Raw genomic sequence first — 21,189 nt, 5'->3', positions numbered from 1 at the left:
CAGCGCCAAATGCGCGAAGAGACCGCCACCGCGACCTCATCTTAACGCACTGATATTCCTAGAAGAAACTGGAGCGGGCGAAGGGATTCGAACCCTCGACCCCAACCTTGGCAAGGTTGGGAGATATTGGTGCGGACGGCGGGACTCGAACCCGCACTCCCAAGGGATGCAGATTTTCATACCACTTCGGCTTTCGCCGCCACCCGTTGGTGTTCGTGGTCTGGACTATCCCTTCACCATAGCTGCTAGGCCGTAGGTGCCGCCCGTCTAGTCTCTACACCTTCTTCGTCAACTACGTCATCGGCGAAGCTTGGCTCGGGATTGGCTTAGAGGCGAACCCCGTTAGCGTTCCCCGAATTTGAGCGGTTCTACTCCGAGAGTTTCCTCCCGGGCACTCCAAACAAAGTCTGCTGTGTCTACCAGTTTCACCACGTCCGCAATGACGCGTGGATTGCTTCTTGCCACAGCGTCGCCCGTCGCGCGAGCCTAAAGGGCATGTCGAAAAATCTGGTGGCTCCTATATGGCTCCTAGCGGCAATTCCGACGCCGATGAAAATTCATTCTGATACCATTTAAAGTATTGAAAAATATAACTAATAGCTGATCTGCGGCAGGTCGCCGCATCACCGATATTCCAGTTTTTAAGTCTGCTGTGTCTACCGGTTCCACCACGTCCGCACGGGTTCCGTCTATCGCCGAAGCCGGCCGGCGCGCAAGCGCAATGCGCCTTGCGCCAATGCGTCTTGCACCACGGCCGGCGATCGCTCATGTCAGGGAGATGAGCGATCTCGACTGGATCCGCCTGGCCTGGCTGGCCGCGGCCCTGATCCTGGTGGCGCCGGCCGCATTCCGGCGCGGCTGGGGTGGCCGTGGCCTGGCCTATGCCGCGGCGTGGCTGGGCATCGCCCTGCTGATCGGCTTGGCCTATTCGGTTTTCTCGGGCTCCTTCCCGGGGTCGAGGCCGGCGGTGCCGCCGAGCGAAACCACCAAAACCCGCACCGCCTCCGTCGCCGCGGACAGCTTGACTTCATCGGTGCCGCGCAGCACCAGGCTGGTGCCGAACTTGCCGGCCCGGAAATACGGGTAGCTGCCGATCGACAGGTCCGGATAGTCGGCGGCGATGGCACCGAGGCCGGCGGCGATCATCCCTTCGCCGAGGTCACAGGACACGGTGCGGCTGAGCACCCGGTCGCCGCCGGTCAGGGTCGGGGCGATGCCGTCGAACATCGCCTGCATGATGCGCGGCACCCCGGCCATGACATGGACGTTGCCGATGCGGAAGCCCGGCGCGGCGCTGACCGGGTTGTCGATCAACGTGCCGCCCTCCGGCACATTGGCCATGCGCAGCCGCGCCTCGTTCAGCTGGCCGGCCTCGTAATGCGCCTCCAGCCGCCGCACCGCCTCCGGATGGCGCAGCAACGGCACGCCGAAGGCTCGGGCAATACATTCGGCGGTGATGTCGTCATGGGTCGGGCCGATGCCGCCGGTGGTGAAGACGTAGTCGTAGCGGCCGCGCAGCGCGTTGACCGCGGCCACGATCTCGTCCGGCACGTCGGGCACCACTCGCGCCTCGCGCAGGCGGACGCCAAGCTCGGTCAGCCGCTCCGCCAGATACGCCATGTTGGCGTCCTTGGTGCGACCGGAGAGGATTTCGTCGCCGATCACCAGGATAGCGGCGGTCACGATGCGCGTTTCGGTCATGCGGTCCTGCCTATCGATTCCGGTCGCTTCCGCACCATATCCGGTCGGGTAGCGACCGGCCGGCAGCGATGCTATAGCCTAGTCGTGATGCGAGACAGGATAGAAAGCGTGACCGAGGTGGAACCCCAGACCCGCGAGGAAGGCCACATCCCCCTGCATGGCGAGGCCGATTTCGCGGCAATGCGTCGTGCCGGCCGGCTGGCCGCCGAAATCCTCGACTTCATCACTCCGCATGTGCAGCCCGGCATCACCACCGACGCGCTGGACAAGCTGTGCGACAGCTTCATGCGCGACCATGGCGCGGTGCCGGCGACGCTGGGCTATCGCGGCTATCCGAAGTCGAGCTGCATTTCGCTGAACCATGTCGTCTGCCACGGCATCCCGGGCGACCGGGTGCTGGAGAATGGCGATATCCTGAACATCGATGTCACCCCGATCCTGGACGGCTGGTACGGCGACAGCAGCCGCATGTACATCGCCGGCGACAAGGTCGCGGTGAAGGCCAAGCGGCTGATCGAGGTGACCTATGAGGCGATGATGCGCGGCATCGCCGTGGTCAGGCCCGGCGCCACGCTGGGCGACATCGGCCACGCCATCCAGGCCTATGCCGAGGGCCATCGCTTCTCGGTGGTGCGCGACTTCTGCGGCCATGGCGTCGGCAAGGTGTTCCACGCCCCGCCCAGCATCCTGCATTACGGCCGCCGCGGCGACGGGCTGGTGCTGCGCGAAGGCATGATGTTCACTATCGAGCCGATGATCAACGCCGGTCACTGGGCGGTAAAGATCCTGTCCGACGGCTGGACCGCGGTGACCCGCGACCGCAGCCTGTCGGCCCAGTTCGAGCACACGGTCGGCGTCACCGCCGACGGGGTGGAGATCTTCACCCTGTCGCCCGCCGGCCTGACCCAGCCGCCCTACGCCATCCCGTGACCAGGAAGCCGGTGCCGTGACCGAAGCGCCGGACGCGACGGAGCCCGCTCCCCACTACAGCGGCCATCGCGACCGGCTGCGGCAGCGCTTCCTCACCGCCGGTGCGGCGGCGCTGGCCGACCACGAGATCCTCGAACTGTTGCTGTTCTCGTCGATCGTGCGGCGCGACACCAAGCCGCTGGCCAAGCAGCTGATCGCCACCTTCGGCAGCCTGGGCGCGGTGCTGGCGGCGACGCCGACCCAGCTGGCCCAGCGCGGCGGCCTGAGCGACATCAGCGTCGCCCTGCTGAAGGTGGTGCAGGCCGCGGCCGAACGCCTGCTGAAGGAACAAGTGGTCGACCGTCCCGTGCTCGGCTCCTGGCAGGCGCTGCTGGATTATCTCGGCGTCGCCATGAAGTTCGGCACCACCGAGCAGGTGCGGCTGCTGTTCCTCGACCGCAAGAACGCGCTGCTGGCGGACGAAACCCCGGCCCAAGGCACGGTCGACCAGGCCCCGGTCTATCCGCGCGAGGTCGCCCGCCGGGCACTGGAGCTCGGCGCTAGTGCGTTGATTTTAGTACATAATCACCCCTCCGGCGACCCGACGCCGTCGCGCGCCGATATCGAGATGACCAAGGCCGTGGCCCGTGCGCTCGACGCCGTCGGCGTGACCCTGCACGACCATGTCATCATCGGCCGCAAGGGCCATTCCAGCTTCAAGAGCCTCGGCCTGATCTGAGCTGCGTCAGCCGGCCCTGGCCGGCAGGGCCGGCGCATCCAGGACCTGCCAGATCCCCTCGGCCACATCGGACCATCGGCGCAGATCCTCGCGGCGGATCCGCCGCGCCATGGCCTCGCGATAGTCGACATCGGTGATGAGCTTCAGGCACGCATCGCGGATGGATTTCGGATCATAGGGATCGACATATTCAACGAGCGACCCGCCGACCTCCGGCATCGCGCTGACATTCGAAGCGACGACGGGCCGCCCGAACCAGAGACCTTCGCCGATCGGCAGCCCCCAGCCTTCGTAGTAGCTGGCCGAAACCGAGAACAGGCAGCGGCCATAGAGATAGGCCAGTTCGAAATCGTCCGGCCGGTCGACGATGCGGATATAGCCATCGAGATTGCCGGTGCCCCGCAGAAAATCGTCGAAGGCCCCCTTGGCCCAGCCCTGCTTTCCGGCAAAGACCAGCCGCGGCGTGTCGAGGCCCAGGCGCCGGTAGATCTCCTGCCAGACGATCGCGAGCGTCCAGACATTCTTGCGGGATTCGATCGTCCCGACGACCAGGACATAGGGCAGCAGGGCGGCGTTCAGGACATCGGAGCGGATCCGGCGTTCGCTGAAGTTGTGCCGCTCCGGATCGAACAGCTTGGCCGGTGCCCGCTGCAGCATCGCATCCGAGCCCTCGGGCAGAAGCAGCTCATGCGCGAGCGGAACCACCCGGATCGGCACGACGTGCCCGGCATGCGCCCGCATGAAGCATTCGAGATCCCGTTGCGTCGATTCGGAGTTCACCAGAAACACATCGACGAAGCGGCACATCCGCTCAATCCAGTCCGAAAACTGTTCCGGCATGTTGGTGATCACATGCTCGGGCGCAATCAGGGGAATGAGATCGTGCACGAACAGATACACCTCGACCCCCAGGCGCCGCCGGGCATCCTCGAGTGAATTCATATATGTCTCGAACAGGCTTTCCCAGGTTGCCCCGGATATGAAAATGCGGTCGCCCTTGTTGAAAGAGACATCGGAGTAGTTCTTGGCCTCGAACCGGCGAGACCGCTTTGCCCGGATTTTCCGCTTGGCAAACGTGCGCCCGCCATCGAGTGCATTCCTCAGCCGCAAGCGGATATTGTGGTAGTAACGCCCGAACGGATTCTTATACCGCCTTCTCAGGTATTCCCCGATTTTGACGACGCCTTCGCTTTTGTGATCAATGTTGAAATATCTGCAGAATTCGGCGTGATCAAAGGCCTGTCCGTCGCCGATCGGCTTTGAAGGAAACCAGACAATCCGCTTCACCAGCGGATGATAGCAAATCAGCCTGATGTCGTGATCTTTATAGGTTTTGGACAGATGCTTTATGATCTCGACAGACACACGCTGTATCCCACTCAATCGCGTGTTGGACCGCGCAAACACGATCACGTCGCTCACGTCGAAGTAGATTATTTTATCAGTGCTCATCCGCCACCCCCGCCCGGATGCGCGTGTGGCTCTGGCGCGGCCCAGGGCGGAGGGTGGCTGGTGACGGGGTCGGCGATCGCATGATCGGCTCTTATTTGTGGGAAATTATCCCACAATAGATCCTTGGGATCGACGCCCTCGTCAATCGGAATGATGTTTCCAAAGATTTCCGGTCATAGGCCAGGGTTTCGGCCCTCGCCCCGGCGTTACAGAAGCTGCTCCTCATAGGCATAGCCGGAGAGCTTCACCGGCCCGCCCGCGGTGACGAGGATCTGTTCCTCCAGCTTCACCCCCTCGCCGCCATGCGGGTCGCCGACGAAGCTCTCGATGCAGAACACCATGTTCTCCAGCACCACCCCGTCATGGCCGGCTTCGTCGAAGGCGCGCCGGTGCATCACCAGCGGGTATTCGTTGCACAGGCCGATGCCGTGCGCGATGGCGCCATTCTGGCGTTCGAGATAGCGGTCGGGCAGTTCGTTGGCACGCTCGCCGATCTCGCGGAAGCTGGCCCCGGGCTGGAACAGCTCGATGTTGCGATGGACCTGCATATGGGCCGCCTCATAAAGACGCCGCTGGTCGTCGGTCGGCCGCCGATGGCCGGCGATCCAGCTTCGCGAAATGTCCGCGGAGTAGCCATGCGGCCCGATCAAATCCGAATCGAAGGCGATCATGTCGCCATTCTCGATCACGCGGGCGCTCGCCTCTTGATACCAGGGGTTGGTCCGTGGCCCCGAATTCAGCAGGCGGGTTTCGATCCATTCCCCGCCGAGTTCGATGTTGGCGGTGTGCAGATGGGCCCACAGTGCAATTTCGGTGATGCCGGGCTCGCGCGCCATGTCCATGCAGCGCATGCCCTCCTCGCAGACCTGCACCGCCTCTTGGATCGCGACGATCTCGTCCGGCGTCTTGATCATCCGGGCCAGGTTCAGCGGCTCCTGCCCGTCGATGACCCGGAGGCCCAGCGCCTCCAGGGCCCGCAATCCCGGAGGATCCAGCCGGTCGACGGCGATGCGGCGGTCGCCACGGCCATGCAGGCGAACAAGATCCTCGATCTCACGCGCCCAGATCCGCACCTTTTCATCGCCACGGCTGCCGGTGACGAAATGATACCAGGCCACCGCGTCGCGGATTTCGTCGACGGCGGGGAAGTCTCTCGACAGATGGGCACAGCCCTTGAAGTCGAACAGGATGACGGGACCGTCGGCCGCCACGAACGCGTATCGGCAGGGGTTGTGCAGCGAATAGACCTGCATGTTGGACGTGCCCGTGGCGTACCGGATGTTGGTCGGGTCGTACAGCAGGGCACCGGCGCAGCCGATGCCGCGCAACTGTGCCCGAAGCCGCGCAAGGCGTTCCACATGCAGCCGAGGTGCATCGACCCGGGTGTTCGGATAACAGGCAGTCTCAGGCGCAATCATGGGATTTCTCGTCCGGGCTCGATGTCGACGGGAACCGGCACGCAGACCGGCAAGGCCGGGGCAACCCCGCCTTGCATATCGAACTGTGTCGATCCCCCTATGGTTCGATCCGACGGCCAAATCGTCGTCTGGATCGATAGGCTGCCCTGAATTCAAGGCGACGAATGATATGATATTGATGTGTCCAGGCGTCTTCCAGCCGGGCACTTTTATGGAAACGATCGAAACCGTCTATGGTTGATCTGCGCGATCTCGAATTCTACACGCCGGGCTTCGTCGCGTTCGATGCGGCCGTGCGCCTCGGCAGCTTCACCGCGGCGGCGGAGGAACTGGGCGTCACCCAGCCGACGATCAGCTACCGGATTCGCCAGCTGGAGCAGCGCCTGGGCATCCAGCTGTTCTCCCGGCGCGGACGCGGCACCCGCCTGACCTTCGAAGGCCAGCTGGTCCTGACGCAGATCCGGGAATCGATGACCAGCCTGCTGCTGGCGGCACGGTCGATCCGGCGCGCCGGCACCCATCCGCGCACCATGACCCTGCTAGTGCCGCCGTCCTTTGCGACCCATTGGCTGGTGCCCCGCCTCAAGGCGCTGGGGGCCCTGTCCCGAGGCGTGAACATCCGCATTCTCACGACCGAACGGGAGATCGACGACAGCGATGAAACGGTCGACCTTGCCATCCTTCGCGGGCACCGGCGTTTCACCGACAGCGAGGCCTGGCCCCTGGTGGCCGAGGAGGTGACACCGGTGTGCAGCCCCGATTTCCTGCCCGGAAGGACCAGGGCCTGGACCGCCGAGAGCCTGCTCGCCCTCGACCACATCGACCTGCACGAGCCGTACCATTCGCACCTCACCTGGGCCGAATGGGCGATGCGCATGGGCGTCGGCGCCCCGGCGCGGGCGGCGCGGTACGATTTCACCGATTACGCGATCGCCCTGGCGGCGGCGCTGTCAGGTCAAGGATTGGTGCTGGGGTGGCGCCATCTCGTCTCGGACCTGCTGCACGACGGACGGCTGGTCGCGCCGCTGGCGCGATGGCTGGTGACCGGGGAGACCTATTGGGTCGTCCAGAAAAGGCATGCGGTCGGCCTGCCGCATGTCACCGCCATCCGCGAATGGCTGCTCCAGCAGATCCACGAGCCGCGACCGGCAGGATGAGCACATCGCAGCCCGGCCCACCCTGAGGCCGGACTGCGGAGATTCAGATCAGGCCGGCACCGGCGCGTCTTCGCGCACCAGCCCTTCGCGCTTCAGCTCGGCCCAGAAATCGGCCGGGATCGGCACGGTGATCAGCGCCTTGTTGCGCTCCACCTCCTCCGGCTTCACAGCGCCCGGGATCATCGAGGCGACGACCGGGTGGGCCAGCGGGAACTGGATCGCCGCCGCCGGCAAGGCGACGCCGTGGCGCTTGCACACCGCCTCGATCCGGGCCACCCGGTCCATGATCTCGGGCGGCGCATCCTTGTAGTTGTACTTGGCGCCCGGCACGGCGCCGGTGGCCAGGATGCCGGAATTGTAAGGTCCGCCCAGCATGATGCCGATGTCGCGGCGCTGGCACAGCGGCAGGAAGTCATCCAGCGCGGTCTGTTCCAGCAGGGTGTAGCGCCCGGCCAGCAGGAAGCAGTCGAAATCGCCGCCCTCCGCGAAGCGCATGCAGGATTCGACCTCGTTGACGCCGACGCCGATCGCCTTGACCACGCCTTCGTCGCGCAACTGCAGCAGCGCCTTGTAGGCGCCGGCCAGGGCTTCCTTCAGCCGCTGCTCATAGGCCTCGCGCGAGCCATGGGTCCAGATGTCGACATCGTGGATCAGCAGCACGTCGATCGCGTTGATGCCCAGCCGCATCAGGCTCTGTTCAAAGGAGCGCATGGCGCCGTCATAGCTGTAGTCGAAGGTCGGATTGAACTCGAGCCCGCCGGCCCAGCCGCCATGGTCCACCGCCTCGCCACGCGCCGGCGCGTCGAAGACACGCCCGACCTTGGTCGACAGGATGTAGCTGTCGCGCGGCTTCTGCCGCAGCACATGGCCGAAGCGCTGCTCGGACAGGCCGTAGCCGTACAGCGGCGAGGTGTCGAACAGGGTGACGCCGAGGTCGTGCGCCGCCTCGATCGTCGCCAGCGCCTGCGGTTCCGGCAGCTTCTGGTAGAAGTCGCCGAGCGGGGCGCCACCGAAGCCGAGCTGGGTGACGGGGACGCCGCTCTTGCCCAGCGGGCGCGTCGCGATCGGGTCCATGATGGTTCTCCTGGAGTCGGGTGGGCTCAGCCGAGCCGGTAGAATTCGATGGCGGTGTCGCGGTACAGCCGGCGCAGATCGGCCTCCGACGCGTCCACCAGGATGGCGTCCAGCATCTCGACCCAGCGGCGGTAGCTGGAGGCCAGCTCGCAGACCGGCCAGTCGCTGCCGAACAGCGTTCGCTCGAAGCCGAAGCAGTCGATTGTGTGCCGGATATAGGGTTCGATCTGCGCCCGGGTCCAGGCGGCCGGGTCAGCCTCGGTGACCACGCCGGACAGCTTGCACCAGACATTCGGCAACGCCGCCAGCGCCTTCATCTGGTCGCGCCACGGCTGGTCGATCCCGGCCTTGATCCCCGGCTTGCCGATGTGGTCGAGCACGAAGCGGATTTCGGGGCAGCGCCGCACCAGCTCCAGCGCGCTGTCGAACTGGGGGTGGAAGATGCACAGATCGAAGGACAGATCGTAGCCGGCCAGCAGCTTCACGCCTTCGATAAAGCCGGGCTGGATGCAGAAATCGACGGATTCGCCCTGGATCAGCCGGCGGATGCCGCGCAGCTTCGGCGTGGCGGCCAGGAGCGCGTCGAGCTGCGGCCGCACCGCGGCGCCGGTCTCGATCGCGGCGGAGGCGACGATGGCGGCCAGCCGCGGATCGGCCAGCGCCCCGACCCAGCGCGCCTCATCCACCCGCTGCCCCGGGGCGGCATCAACCTCGACGAAGACGTAACGGTCGATCGCGACGCCATCGCGCTGGCGGTCGTAATCCGCCGGCAGGTGCAGCGATCTGAGGGCGGCCACCCGGTCCATCCAGGGATAGGACAGAGCCTCGGGATCGTAGATATGCACATGGCTGTCGATGATCGGGAACCCGGGCATCACGCTTCCTCCGCGGCCGATTTGATTTTGTCCGACTTTAGACGAAATCGCAGCAGGCGCCACAAGAGAGAGGTCGTTCTCAGCCCTTTGATGCTTCGCCCCCGTCGAGCAGCGCTTCGAGGCCGCCGATGTCGGGCAGGCAGAGATCGGCCAGGCCGGCCAGGGTCTCACGCGTGCCGGTGCCGGTCAGCACGCCGACGCACAGGCCGACGCCGGCAGCGCGGCCCATCGCCATGTCGTGCCGGTTGTCGCCGACCATGGCGACGGCGCCGGGCGGCAGCCCGGTCGCGTCGCAGAAGCCGTAGACCATGCCCGGATTCGGCTTGTGGCCATGGCCGCTGTCGTAGCCGGCGACGAAGTCGACCAACTCATCCAGCCCGAACATATCAAGGGTCTTGTGGATCGCGACCTCGCCATCGCTGGAGGCCACGCCGAGCACCAGGCCACGGGCGCGCAGCCGCCGGAACAGCCCGACCGGGTCGGCCACGGTCGGCACGATCGCGGTCGAGGTCGCGCCCTGGAAGATGCGGTCCATCTCCGGCACCAGCAGGTCGAGGTCGTAGGGGCTGCCGGCGGCGATCCAGGCGGCTGCGATCTCCGGCGTCGCGCCGGCGGCGAACAGCGTGTCGGCCCGGACCACGCCGGTATCAGGATCGGCGCCGCCGACCACCAGCAGCCGCCGCGCCAACTCCGGGTCGCCGGCCGCGGCGAACAGCGCCGCCTCGCGATTCAGCGGCGTCCAGGTCGAGGCGTAGTCGATCAGCGTGCCGTCTTTGTCGAACAAGATGGCGCGGATCTCAGATGCTGGGGTCTTGGCCGTGGTCATGACGGCTCCTCTTCGAAATAGCCGCCTTCGAGGGTGATGTGGCTCAGCGCCCGGTCCTCGTGCCGCATGCGCCAGGACAGCAGCTTCTGGGCATAGGCCAGCACTTCAACTGCATAGGCCGGGTCGCCGCTGCGGTCGTCGAATTCGCCGGGGTCGCGCTCCAGGTCGAAGAACAGCGGCGGCAGGCCGGTGCAATGCACGTATTTGCGCCGGGCGTCGCGGATCACCTGGACGCCGCATTCGTGGCCCTGCAGCCGGCCATGCTCGCTTTCGATCCGCTCGCGCACATTGCCGAAATCATAGAACCAGTGCGCCGCATCGCGCCAATCCGCCGGCGTCTCGCCGCGGCAGAACGGCAGCAGCGAATGGCCGTCGCAGTGGCGCGGCACGGCCAGGCCCAGCCAGTCCAGGATGGTCGGCATGATGTCGACCGATTCGGTGAAGCTGTCGACCTGCCGGCCGCGCCCGGCATCGGCGGCGGCGCGCGGATCGCGGACGATCAGCGGGATGTGGGCCGACTGGTCGAAATAGCCAAGCTTGCCGAACAGGTGATGGTCGCCGAGCTGTTCGCCATGATCGGAGGTGAAGACGATCAGCGTGTCGTCCCACTGGCCACTCTGCTGCAGGAACTCGAAGACGCGGCCGAGATGGTGATCGACCTCCGAGGCCAGGCCGTAATAGGCGGCGCGGACCGCGGCGACCCCGGCGGCATCGAGATCGGCGGCGCGCCCTTCGGCATGATTCAGGAATTTGTCGAGTGGCACGGCCCGATGCAGCCCGGCCAGCAGCGGGTGCTGCGCCGCCTCCGCCGCCGCGGACGGGCCACGCAGCGGCGCCGGCGTCGCCGCCGGATCATAGGCCATATGCCAGGGCGCCGGCGCGGCGAAGGGCGGGTGCGGGCAGACATAGGTCAGGTGGACGAACCAGGGCTGGTCGCGCCGCGCCGCCAGATGCCGCAGCAATTGGTCGGTCAGGAAGGCGGTCTCGCTGTCCTCGGCCCGGACCCGGGTCGGGGCCAGGCCGCCGGGCGCGGTCTCGCCGGCCGGGTCGGGATCGTACAGCGGCTCCCGCCCCTCCCCTGGTGCTGCGATGTCGTAGCCCTTGGCCAGCAGGTCGGCGATCCAGCCGCGGCTGAGCTCCGAGAGGTTCATCACCGGGGTGAAGCCGGGGGCCACGCTTTCATAGGTGTCGCGCGCCGGGTCGCCGGGCGGGCGGCCGCGTGGGTCGAGCGCCGTGTCGGTGTAGCCGAACAGCAGTGGTTCCCACCCGCCACGCCGGACCTCGAGTGCCAGGTTGCCGTGGCGGGCGTCGAGCGGCATGCCGTTGCGGACGCTGCGATGGGTATGAGGGTAGAGGCCGGTCAGCAGTGTCGCCCGCGACGGGCCGCAGGGATAGGCGTTGGTGTAGTGGCGCCGGAACAGCGTCGCGTCGGCCGCCAGCGCGTCGAGCGCCGGGGTGCGGATGCAGGGGTGCCCCACCGCCGACAGCGTGTCGCCACGCCACTGATCCGCGGTGATGAACAGCACATTGGCCACGCCGGAAACCTCCGCCCACAACGCTTCGCGACTGCTGATACAGCAAGCGCCGGCGTCGCGACATGGGAAAGCGGCCCCGCGCGGCCCCGCGCCGCGCGGGTCAGCCCAACCTGGATTTCAGGACGATGCGGTCACCCTCAGGATAGCGGCGGCACCCGCAGCACCTGACCGGGATAGATCTTATCGGGGTCCTTCAGCATCGGCTTGTTGGCCTCGAAGATCGCCGTGTATTGGGCGCCGTGGCCCTTGCCGTATTGCGCCTCGGCGATCTTCCACAGCGTGTCGCCCTTCTGCACCGTGACCATGGCAGCCGCGGCCGCCGGCGCGGACACCGCCAGGTTGTTCTCGACCTGGGCGACGCCGAGTGTGTTGCCGACGGTCAGCGCGATCTTCTCTGCCGTCTCGGTGTCGGCGGCAGTGCCGCCGATCTTGACCTTGTCCCCCTCGACGGTGATGTCGAGGCCGCTGGCGTCCAGCCCCTGCTGCGCCACCGCCTTCTTGAGATCATCCGGCGAGGCGGCCTGGGCCTCGCTCGCCCCGAACAGCTTGTCGCCGGCATGTTTGATGAAATTGATCAGCCCCATGGCATACCCCCTGACGGCTTGGTCGTGGTTGTCGGTCATGAGCAGCGGGTCGGCCAGCGGCCGATCCCGTCGATTCAACGGCGGAATGGAGACAATGTTCCCATGCCGCCTTGTTTCGCCCCGCTCGCCCGATGCCGCTCCGTTCCGCCCGGGTGGGGCGTCACGGCAGCCACTTGAACAAAATCCTAAATTTATCTACGTTACAAAGCATTGAGGGGATTTTCTGATGGCCTGGATGAGGGCCGGATGAGGGGAATGATGCTGCGACGCGTCTGGGTGCTGTCGATCGCGCTGGCGCTGGCCGCTTGTGGTGGCGGCTCCGACATCGTGCGCAACCCGACCGGCACCGGCATCGCCCGCTACGTCACCGCCAATGCCCCCGAGGAATGCGTGCCCTATGCCCGCTCCGTCTCCGGCATCCAGCTGAAGGGCGACGCCTGGACCTGGTGGGATTCGGCGGACGGCGTCTACACCAAAGGCAGCACGCCGACGTCGGGCGCCGTGCTGGTGCTGGGCCAGTCCGACCGGCTGAGCAGCGGCCACATCTCGGTGGTGGTGTCGGTGCGCAATGGCCGCGAGATCACCGTGTCGCACACCAACTGGGGCAACAACGGCCCAACCCGGCGCCGGATCTACCGCGAACAGTCGGTGATCGACGTCTCCTCCGGCAACGATTGGACCGCGGTGCGGTTCTGGAACCCGGACACCGGCGCCTATGGCGGCGTGTACGAGGCCGATGGTTTCATCTACCCCGTCGGGGCTTAAGGTTCGGGCGGCCCTCGACGGTTCCAGGGCCGGCTCTCGACGATCCGAGGCAGTTTCGGCTATAAGCGCGGCGCGATCGCGGCCCCCGCGACGCTTCGGATCCTTTGCCCCATGACCCTGCCCTTCCACACCCCCGACCCACGGGCGCGCCGGCGCCTGGAGATCGGCCTCGCCTTGCTGGCGGACGGCCAGGCGGCCGACGCCGCCGGCGTCATCCGCGCCGCGATCGAGATCGACCCCGCCGACGCCGAGATCCATTACACATTGGGCCAGGCGCTGGAGGCCGCTGCGGACGGCGAAGACGCCGCAGCGGCGTATCGCACCGTGCTGGAACTGGATCCGGAGGACCGCATGGGCGCCGCCGTCCGGCTGGCGCTGATCGGTGCCGCACCGGTGCCGGCACAGCTGCCCGAGGCGCATGTCCGCACCCTGTTCGACCAGTATGCCCCACACTTCGATGGGTCGCTGGTCACGGCGCTGGGCTACCGTGGACCGGAATTGCTGCGCCGCGCTGTCGACCGGGCCGCGCCGGCCAACCTTTCGGCAGATGGCCGGCTCGACATTCTCGACCTCGGCTGCGGCACCGGCCTGGCGGGTGAAGCCTTCGCCGATCGCCGCCGCCGGCTGGACGGCATCGACCTGTCGCCCGGCATGATCCTGCAGGCGATGGCCCGCCGGCTGTACGACCGGCTTGAGCCGGGCGAAATCGTCGCCGCCCTGGCCGACTGGCCGGAGCGCTACGACCTGGTGCTGGCCGCCGATGTCGCGGTCTATATCGGCGACCTGGCGCCGCTGTTCGCCGCCGCCCGCACCATGCTGCGGCCGGGCGGGATCTTCGCCCTGACCGCCGAGGCGCATGACGCCGGCAGTGAGAGCGAGAACGGCCTGGGCTGGCGCCTGGGCGGACACCACCGCTACAGCCATTCGATCGCCTATCTCGCGGCGACTGCGTCGGCGGCCGGCTTCGCCGTGGCGGACATCGAGGCCGCCTCGGTCCGCACCGAAAACGGGGTGCCGCTGCCCGGCTGGATCGCGGTGCTGCGCGCGACATGAACTACCGCCACGCCTTCCACGCCGGCAACCATGCCGATGTCGTCAAGCATGTGGTGCTGGTGGCGCTGGTCGAGGCCCTGTGCGGCAAGGCCAAGCCGTTCTCCGCCTTCGACCTGCAGGCCGGCATCGGCCGCTATGCCCTGGCGGCCGAGGCGGCGAAGACCGGCGAATACATCGAGGGCATCGGCCGGATCGACGGCGCCACCGACGCCCCGCCTGCTGTCGCCCGTTATCTCGAGCTGGTGCATGCCGTCAACCCGTCCGGCCGGCTGGAGATCTATCCCGGCTCGCCGCGGCTGATCCGGGCGCTGATGCGGCCGGAGGACCGGCTGACCCTGGTCGAGCTGCATCCGGAGGACAATGCCCGGCTGCATGCCGAATTCGCCGGCGACGGCCAGGTGGCGATCCATCACCGCGATGCCTGGGAGGCGCTGCGCGGCCTGCTGCCGCCGCAGCCGCGGCGCGGCCTGCTGCTGCTGGACCCATCCTTCGAGGAACCGGACGAGCTGGCGCGCCTGGCGCGCGGCATCGCCACCGCGCACCGGCGCTGGCCGGAAGGCGTGATCGCCGCCTGGTACCCGATCAAGGACCGGCCGCCGGTCGACGCCATGCTGGCCGGCCTGCCACCCCTGCCCCGCGCCTGGGCGCTGGAGCTGACCGTGTTCGGCGCCGCCTATCCCGCCCGGCTGAACGGCGCCGGCCTGGTGCTGGTCAACCTGCCCTGGGGCGTCGAGACCGCGCTGCGCGACGCGCTGGCCTGGCTGCAGCCGCGCCTGGCCCGCCAGGGCGGCGGCTGGCGGCTGGAGCCGTTACCGGGTGCTGCGGGGTAAGATCGGCAGCCGGCCAGCGCCATCCCCCGGTTCCATGCCGAAGCCGCCACGCAGGCGCCGATATTTCGCAGATAGGAATAGGGCGGCGACAGGTTCACAGTCCTCATGAATATGAGGGAGGTCGGACATGTCGACGACAGGCAACGCGCCCAGGGGCGGCGCCGCAACCCCTTCCAGCGGCGATGACTTCGTCATCGGCAAGACCTTCCTGATCGCGCTGTCGGCGGCGATGGGCGGGTTCCTGTTCGGCTACGACACCTCGGTCATCAACGGCGCCGTCGCGGCCATCCGCACCTGGTCCGGGGCCGGCGAGGTCCTGCTCGGCTTCTCCGTGGCCAGCGCCCTGCTGGGATCGGCGGTCGGCGCCTGGTTCGCCGGGCCGATCGCGGACCGGTACGGCCGGATCGCGGTGATGCAGATCGCCGCGGTCATCTTCCTCGTCGGCTCGGTCGGGTCCGGCCTGGCCTGGAGCATCTGGTCGCTGACGGCGCTGCGCTTCCTCGGCGGGCTGGCCGTCGGGGCCGCCAGCGTCATCGCCCCGGCCTATATCGCCGAAGTCTCGCCGGCCCATATCCGTGGCCGGCTCGGCTCGCTGCAGCAACTGGCCATCGTCGTCGGCATCTTCGTCGCCCTGCTGTGCGACTACGCCCTGGTGGCGGCCGCCGGTGGCGCCGAGAAGATCCTGTGGTTCGGGCTTGAGGCCTGGCGCTGGATGTTCATATCGATGGCGGTGCCGTCGGTCATCTATGGCGTGCTGGCCGGGATCATCCCGGAATCGCCGCGCTTCCTGGTCAGCAAGAAGCGCCTGGTCGAGGCGGCGGACGTGCTGCGCCGCTTCGTCGGCAACAAGCCGCCGCCCCAGGTCAAGATCGCCGAGATCGAACACAGCATCGACCGGGAGAACAAGCAGTCGCTGCGCGACCTGCTGGGCCCCGCCGCCGGCCTGCTGCCGATCGTCTGGACCGGCATCCTGCTGTCGGTGTTCCAGCAGTTCGTCGGCATCAACGTGATCTTCTACTATTCCTCGGTGCTGTGGCAGGCGGTCGGCTTCACCGAGGCCGACTCGCTGATCATCACCGTCGCCACCTCGGTCACCAACATCCTGACGACGCTGGTGGCCATCGCGCTGATCGATCGCGTCGGGCGCAAGCCGCTGCTGCTGATCGGGTCCGCCGGCATGACCCTGGCGCTGGGGACGATGGCCTATATCTTCGGCACCGCCCCCACCGAGATGGTCAATGGCGCCCTGGTCCCCGTGCTGCCCGGCCAGGTCGGCGTCATCGCGGTCGTCGCCGCCAACCTCTATGTCGTGTTCTTCGGCGTGAGCTGGGGCCCCGTCGTCTGGGTGCTCTTGGGCGAGATGTTCAGCAATCGCATCCGGGCCTATGCCCTGGCCGTGGCCGCAGCCGCGCAATGGGTGGCCAATTTCTTCGTCTCGGAGACCTTCCCGTCCCTGGCCTCGGCCGGGCTGGGGATCGCCTACGGCATCTATGCCCTGATGGCCGTGCTGTCCTTCATCTTCGTCGCCCGCGCGGTGCGGGAGACCCGCGGCCGCGAGTTGGAAGACATGGAATGACACGAAAGCGGCATCGACCGGGCTGACGGGGAACCAGCGAAGCGGTGCGGGCGTTCCTTGTGGCGCCCCTCCAGCCCCAGGCAGATCCGATGCAGCCAGACAACGGTCGATTCCAGGGCAAGTTGCCGGCCCTGTCGGCCGACAAAGTCGCCGCCCTGTCGTCGCCCAGCGGCGTGCTGCTGATGCTAGCCGCGGTAGCAGCGCTGTATTTCGGCCGCGACATCCTGATCCCCTTCGCCCTGGCCGTGCTGATCAGCTTCGCCATGGCCCCGGTGGTGCAGCAGTTGCGCAAGCTGGGTGTGCCGCGGATGCCGGCCGTCCTCACCGTCGTCGCCTGCCTGTCGCTCGCCATCGCCAGCTTCATCGTGCTGATGGCCAGCCAGACCATCGATCTGGCCGGCAACCTGCCACGCTACCAGACCAACCTGGAGGCGAAGATCCAGTCGGTGAAGGAGGTCGCGCCAGGCGGCGGGCTGATCGACCGGCTGTCGAGCATGGTGGTGCGCCTGACCGAGGAGGCCGGCTCACGCCCCACCCCCGCCCCGATGGCCGAGGGCGACAACCAGAGCAAGCCGGTGCAGGTCCAGGTGCTGCCGGCCGCCCTGTCGCCGTTCGAGCTGGCATGGGAAGTGGGGCGGCCGCTGATCGAGCCCTTCGCCATCGCCGGCATCGTCCTGGTGCTGTCGGTGTTCATGCTGCTGGAGCGCGAGGATCTGCGCAACCGGCTGATCTGGCTGCTGGGGCCACAGGACCTGACGCGCGCCACCGCGGCGATGGACGATGCGGCGCAGCGGCTGAGCCGCTTCCTGCTGGCCCAGGCGCTGCTGAATTTCGGTTATGGCACGGTGTTCGGCATCGGCCTGTGGATCATCGGCGTGCCCAACCCGATGCTGTGGGCCCTGCTGGCCGCGGTGCTGCGCTTCATCCCCCTGGTCGGAGGCCTGGCCGCAGCGATCTTCCCGACCATCCTGGCCTTCGCCATCGATCCCGGCTGGCTGATGCCGATCGAGACCATCGCCCTGTTCGTGCTGCTCGACATCGTCGTGGTCAATGCGGCCGAGCCGCTGCTGTACGGCTCCAGCACCGGCCTGTCGCCCTTCGCCGTGCTGTTCGCCACCATCTTCTGGCTGACGCTGTGGGGCATTCCGGGGCTGCTGCTGGCGACGCCGCTGACCGTCTGCTTTGCCGTGCTCGGCCGCCATGTGCCGCAATTCGGCTTCCTCGACGTCATGCTCGGCAGCACGCCGGCGCTGGCGCCCGAGGCGCATTTTTACCAGCGCATCCTGGCCGGCGACCCGCTGGAGGCGTCGGAGCTGGCGGAGCGGCACATGCTGCAGCAATCGCGGCTGGCGCTGTTCGAGACCATGATCCTGCCCGCGATCCACATGGCCCAGGCCGACCGGCGCCGCGGCGCGCTGGACGGCGCCCGCCGCGACGCCGTGTGGTCCGGCATCCTGACGGCCGTCACCGATCTCGACGACGACGCCGCGGAAAGCGGCCCCGCGGTGCTGTGCCTGGGCGCCCGCGACGAGCTGGACCACGCAGCGGCGCATATGGCGGGGCAGTTGCTGGCCGAGTCCGGCACCGCCTGCCTGTATGCCGAGCAGGCCGGCGTCCAGCTGACCGAGGCCGGGGCCGCGGTGGTGCTGGTGACCTATGCCGGGCCGGTGACGGCGCACCAGCTCGGCCGCCTGCTGCGGCGCATGCGCCGCCGGGTGGCGGCGGAAACGGCGCTGGTGGTCGGGCTGTTCGGACCGGAGGGCATCGAGCCGGACGTGCTGGAAACCGCGGAGGCATCCGGCGTGACGGTCACCCGCGGCTTCACCGCCACCATCGCCGCGGTGCTGAGCCGCGTGCCGCAGGCCGCCCCAGAGGGGGAGGAGTCGGTGGCCGATGCTGCCGCACCCGAGGCCGGGCCGCTGCCGCCGGATATCGCCGCCGCCTGACCGAAATCCCATCGCCGACGCATCGCCGGTCGCGTTAAGCTCCCCTCAGAAGCGAGGGGGATTTCATGAAGCGATTGATCGGGCTGGGGGCAGCCGCGCTCTTGCTTTTTACCGCCGCATGCGCCCCACAAGGGCCAGCCTTTCAGACGCAGCTCGCCGCTGTGACATTTCAACCCGTCGGACCAGCAGGTTATTGCCTGTCCGATGAATCCGACAAGATCGGGATGGGCATCAGCCAGGCCCGGGAGAAGATCTCGCAATCACGGGATCGGGTTCTAGCCGTCTTCCGCCCCTGCGATGAAAAGCTTCCGCAGCCACGCCAGATGATCTTGAACATCAATCGAATCATCTTCTGGGCCGACCCGCCCCCGACCATTGCCTCAGGGCAGCGCGTCATGGACCGGCAGCTCTATATCGCTTTTTTTGCAAATCCAAAGCTCACGGAACTCCTGAACCAGCGCTACATGCCATTGTTCCGAGCCGCCTTGGCGAAGGATCCTAAAGGGCTGACAGCAAACGACATACGGTATCTCGGATCGGACGACGACGCCGTCTACACCGGCACAATGCTGAACCAGGACAATGTCGGACCGCAGGCGCCGCCGCATCTCAAGGGCGCCACTCGCTCCGTTCTTGGCCACACGGTGGTGGGCGGCGTTGCCCTGACGGTAGCCGCCATAAACCTGACGGTCGGCAGGGACCCGGTGGACTGGCCCATTCTTCAGCAGGCTGCACGCCAAGCGATCCACAGCACCATCGCGGCAGCGGAAAAGCCGTCACAAACCGTGCCGACCCCACCGGTGCGCCAACCGCCGCCGAACCCCGGCGCGTCAGGCCTGTCTGCCTGACCGCGCCGCGGCTTCAGATATTGGAGAGCCTCAGACCGCCTTGCTCTGGCGCTCGAGGCGCTTGCGCTCGTTCGGGTCGAGGGCACGCTTGCGCAGGCGGACGGTCTTCGGCGTGACCTCGACCAGCTCGTCGTCGTTGATGTAGGTCAGCGCCCGCTCCAGCGTCATCTGGATCGGCGGCGTCAGGCGCACCGCCTCATCCTTGCTGGTGGTGCGGATGTTGGTCAGCTGCTTGCCCTTCAGCACATTGACCTCGAGGTCGTTGCCGCGGGTGTGCTCGCCGATGATCATGCCCTGGTAGACCCGGACCTGCGGCTCGATCAGCATCGGGCCGCGATCTTCCAGGTTCCACAGCGCATAGGCCACGGCCTCGCCCTGGGCGTTGGAGATCAGCACGCCGGTGTGGCGCGAGGCGATGGCGCCCTTGTGCGGGGCGTAGTCGTGGAAGATCCGGTTCATCACGCCGGTGCCGCGCGTGTCGGTCATGAACTCGCCCTGGTAGCCGATCAGGCCACGGGTGGGCACCAGCATGACCAGGCGCTGCTTGTCGCCGCCGGACGGCCGCATCTCCAGCAGTTCGCCCTTGCGCTCGGACAGCTTCTGCACGACGACGCCGGAATGCTCCTCGTCGACGTCGATCGTGACCTCTTCGATCGGCTCCAGCTGGTTGCCGTCCTCGTCGGACTGGTAGACCACGCGCGGCCGGCTGATCGACAGCTCGAAGCCCTCGCGACGCATGGTCTCGATCAGGATGCCGAGCTGCAATTCACCGCGGCCGGCGACCTCGAAGGCGTCCTTCTCGGCGGTCTCGGTGATCTTCAGCGCGACATTGCCCTCGGCCTCGCGCAGCAGGCGGGCGCGGATCACGCGGCTGGTGACCTTGTCGCCCTCGGTGCCGGCCAGCGGGCTGTCATTGACCGAGAAGGTCATGGCGATGGTCGGCGGATCGATCGGCTGGGCCGCGAAGGCCTCGGTCACGTTCAGGTCGCAGATGGTGTCGGCGACGGTCGCGGTCACCAGCCCGGCGATGGCGACGATGTCGCCGGCCTCGCCGCTCTCGATCGGCTGGCGCTCGATGCCGCGGAAGGCCAGCACCCGGCTGATGCGGCCGGTCTCGATGGTCTGGCCGTCGCGGGACAGCGCCTTGACCGTCATGTTCGGGCGGACCGAGCCGGAGCGGATACGGCCGGTCAGCACCCGGCCGAGATAGGGGTTGGCCTCGACCGTGGTGGCCAGCATGCGGAAGGACTGGTCTTCCTCGATCTTCGGCGCCGGCACGTGGCTCAGCACCAGGTCGAACAGCGGCGACATGTCGGTCCGCTCGGCCTCGAGCGTTTCCGCCGCCCAGCCCTGCTTGGCCGAGGAGAACAGCGTCGGGAAGTCGAGCTGGTCGTCATTGGCGTCGAGCGCCGTGAACAGGTCGAACACCTCATCATGCACTTGGTGAGCACGGGCATCCGGCCGGTCGCATTTGTTGACCAGCACGATGGGGCGGAGGCCCAGCTTCAGCGCCTTGCCGGTGACGAACTTGGTCTGCGGCAGCGGCCCTTCGGCCGCATCCACCAGCACGACCACGCCGTCGACCATGTTCAGGATGCGCTCGACCTCGCCGCCGAAATCGGCGTGGCCGGGGGTGTCGACGATGTTGATGCGGACGTCCTTCCACACCAGCGACGTGCACTTGGCCAGAATGGTGATGCCGCGCTCGCGCTCGAGATCATTGGAGTCCATGATCCGCTCGGCCACGACCTGGTTGTCGCGGAAGGCCCCCGACTGGCGCAGCAGCACGTCGATCAGGGTCGTCTTGCCATGATCGACGTGGGCGATGATGGCGATGTTCCGGATTTCCATGGTCGGTCCGAGGCGAGCGCAAGGTGCGGGCAAAACGAAGGACGGCGGAC

Annotated in this window: 18 protein-coding genes; 9 read left to right on the top strand and 9 right to left on the bottom strand. The window is 67.3% G+C overall.

Going from position 1 to position 21,189, the window contains the following annotated elements:
- Positions 1–924: 924 nt before the first annotated feature.
- Positions 925–1,701, bottom strand: a complete 777-nt coding sequence (locus AC3XYG_RS24850) for a competence/damage-inducible protein A (RefSeq protein ID WP_489142548.1) — start codon at positions 1,699–1,701, stop codon at positions 925–927.
- A gap of 117 nt (positions 1,702–1,818) precedes the next feature.
- On the opposite strand from AC3XYG_RS24850, the gene map reads away from it, so the two are divergent.
- Positions 1,819–2,631 carry a type I methionyl aminopeptidase gene (gene map, locus AC3XYG_RS24845; RefSeq protein WP_489142549.1) on the top strand — a complete coding sequence of 271 codons (813 nt, stop codon included), beginning with the start codon at positions 1,819–1,821 and terminating at the stop codon, positions 2,629–2,631.
- Between the two features lie 16 nt (positions 2,632–2,647).
- Positions 2,648–3,349 (top strand): RadC family protein, encoded by a 702-nt coding sequence (radC, locus tag AC3XYG_RS24840; protein ID WP_489142547.1) that lies wholly within the window; start codon positions 2,648–2,650, stop codon positions 3,347–3,349.
- 6 nt (positions 3,350–3,355) lie between these two features.
- Here the strand turns inward: radC and AC3XYG_RS24835 are convergent, their stop codons facing one another.
- Positions 3,356–4,714 (bottom strand): glycosyltransferase, encoded by a 1,359-nt coding sequence (locus AC3XYG_RS24835; protein ID WP_489142546.1) that lies wholly within the window; start codon positions 4,712–4,714, stop codon positions 3,356–3,358.
- A gap of 293 nt (positions 4,715–5,007) precedes the next feature.
- Positions 5,008–6,219 (bottom strand): M24 family metallopeptidase, encoded by a 1,212-nt coding sequence (locus tag AC3XYG_RS24830; protein WP_489142545.1) that lies wholly within the window; start codon positions 6,217–6,219, stop codon positions 5,008–5,010.
- A gap of 233 nt (positions 6,220–6,452) precedes the next feature.
- Between AC3XYG_RS24830 and AC3XYG_RS24825 the strand changes: the two genes are divergently transcribed.
- Complete coding sequence (locus tag AC3XYG_RS24825) at positions 6,453–7,376, top strand: LysR substrate-binding domain-containing protein (RefSeq protein WP_489142544.1); 924 nt, start codon at positions 6,453–6,455, stop codon at positions 7,374–7,376.
- 48 nt (positions 7,377–7,424) lie between these two features.
- On the opposite strand, the gene AC3XYG_RS24820 is transcribed toward AC3XYG_RS24825, so the two are convergent.
- From AC3XYG_RS24820 to lysM, 5 genes are all read right to left on the bottom strand, one after another.
- Complete coding sequence (locus AC3XYG_RS24820; RefSeq protein ID WP_489142543.1) at positions 7,425–8,450, bottom strand: aldo/keto reductase; 1,026 nt, start codon at positions 8,448–8,450, stop codon at positions 7,425–7,427.
- Positions 8,451–8,476: 26 nt separating this feature from the next.
- Positions 8,477–9,325: an amidohydrolase family protein gene (locus AC3XYG_RS24815; RefSeq protein WP_489142542.1), complete on the bottom strand. Its 849-nt coding sequence runs from the start codon at positions 9,323–9,325 to the stop codon at positions 8,477–8,479.
- A gap of 79 nt (positions 9,326–9,404) precedes the next feature.
- Positions 9,405–10,151, bottom strand: a complete 747-nt coding sequence (locus AC3XYG_RS24810) for an HAD family hydrolase (protein ID WP_489142541.1) — start codon at positions 10,149–10,151, stop codon at positions 9,405–9,407.
- Positions 10,148–11,686: an alkaline phosphatase family protein gene (locus AC3XYG_RS24805; RefSeq protein WP_489142540.1), complete on the bottom strand. Its 1,539-nt coding sequence runs from the start codon at positions 11,684–11,686 to the stop codon at positions 10,148–10,150. The genes AC3XYG_RS24810 and AC3XYG_RS24805 overlap by 4 nt, the downstream gene beginning before the upstream one ends.
- A 137-nt stretch (positions 11,687–11,823) precedes the next feature.
- A complete protein-coding gene (gene lysM / locus AC3XYG_RS24800; protein ID WP_489142539.1) occupies positions 11,824–12,309 on the bottom strand; it encodes a peptidoglycan-binding protein LysM in 486 nt (161 codons plus the stop codon).
- A 216-nt stretch (positions 12,310–12,525) separates the two neighbouring features.
- On the opposite strand from lysM, the gene AC3XYG_RS24795 reads away from it, so the two are divergent.
- The 6 genes from AC3XYG_RS24795 (at position 12,526) to AC3XYG_RS24770 (ending at position 19,288) form a co-directional block, all read left to right on the top strand.
- Positions 12,526–13,035: a CHAP domain-containing protein gene (locus AC3XYG_RS24795; RefSeq protein WP_489142538.1), complete on the top strand. Its 510-nt coding sequence runs from the start codon at positions 12,526–12,528 to the stop codon at positions 13,033–13,035.
- A 111-nt stretch (positions 13,036–13,146) separates the two neighbouring features.
- Positions 13,147–14,088, top strand: a complete 942-nt coding sequence (locus AC3XYG_RS24790; protein ID WP_489142537.1) for a class I SAM-dependent DNA methyltransferase — start codon at positions 13,147–13,149, stop codon at positions 14,086–14,088.
- Positions 14,085–14,918, top strand: a complete 834-nt coding sequence (locus AC3XYG_RS24785; protein ID WP_489142536.1) for a 23S rRNA (adenine(2030)-N(6))-methyltransferase RlmJ — start codon at positions 14,085–14,087, stop codon at positions 14,916–14,918. The genes AC3XYG_RS24790 and AC3XYG_RS24785 overlap by 4 nt, the downstream gene beginning before the upstream one ends.
- Positions 14,919–15,045: 127 nt before the next feature.
- Positions 15,046–16,494 carry a sugar porter family MFS transporter gene (locus AC3XYG_RS24780; protein ID WP_489142535.1) on the top strand — a complete coding sequence of 483 codons (1,449 nt, stop codon included), beginning with the start codon at positions 15,046–15,048 and terminating at the stop codon, positions 16,492–16,494.
- An 89-nt stretch (positions 16,495–16,583) separates the two neighbouring features.
- Positions 16,584–18,440 (top strand): AI-2E family transporter, encoded by a 1,857-nt coding sequence (locus tag AC3XYG_RS24775; protein WP_489142534.1) that lies wholly within the window; start codon positions 16,584–16,586, stop codon positions 18,438–18,440.
- Between the two features lie 65 nt (positions 18,441–18,505).
- Positions 18,506–19,288 (top strand): hypothetical protein, encoded by a 783-nt coding sequence (locus tag AC3XYG_RS24770; RefSeq protein WP_489142533.1) that lies wholly within the window; start codon positions 18,506–18,508, stop codon positions 19,286–19,288.
- A gap of 30 nt (positions 19,289–19,318) precedes the next feature.
- Here the strand turns inward: AC3XYG_RS24770 and typA are convergent, their stop codons facing one another.
- Complete coding sequence (typA, locus tag AC3XYG_RS24765; RefSeq protein ID WP_489142532.1) at positions 19,319–21,139, bottom strand: translational GTPase TypA; 1,821 nt, start codon at positions 21,137–21,139, stop codon at positions 19,319–19,321.
- Positions 21,140–21,189 lie beyond the last annotated feature (50 nt).

Source organism: Inquilinus sp. (assembly GCF_057815775.1).
The sequence above is the reverse complement of the archived record's forward strand: the minus strand, read 5'-3'. Positions and strand labels throughout refer to the sequence as shown.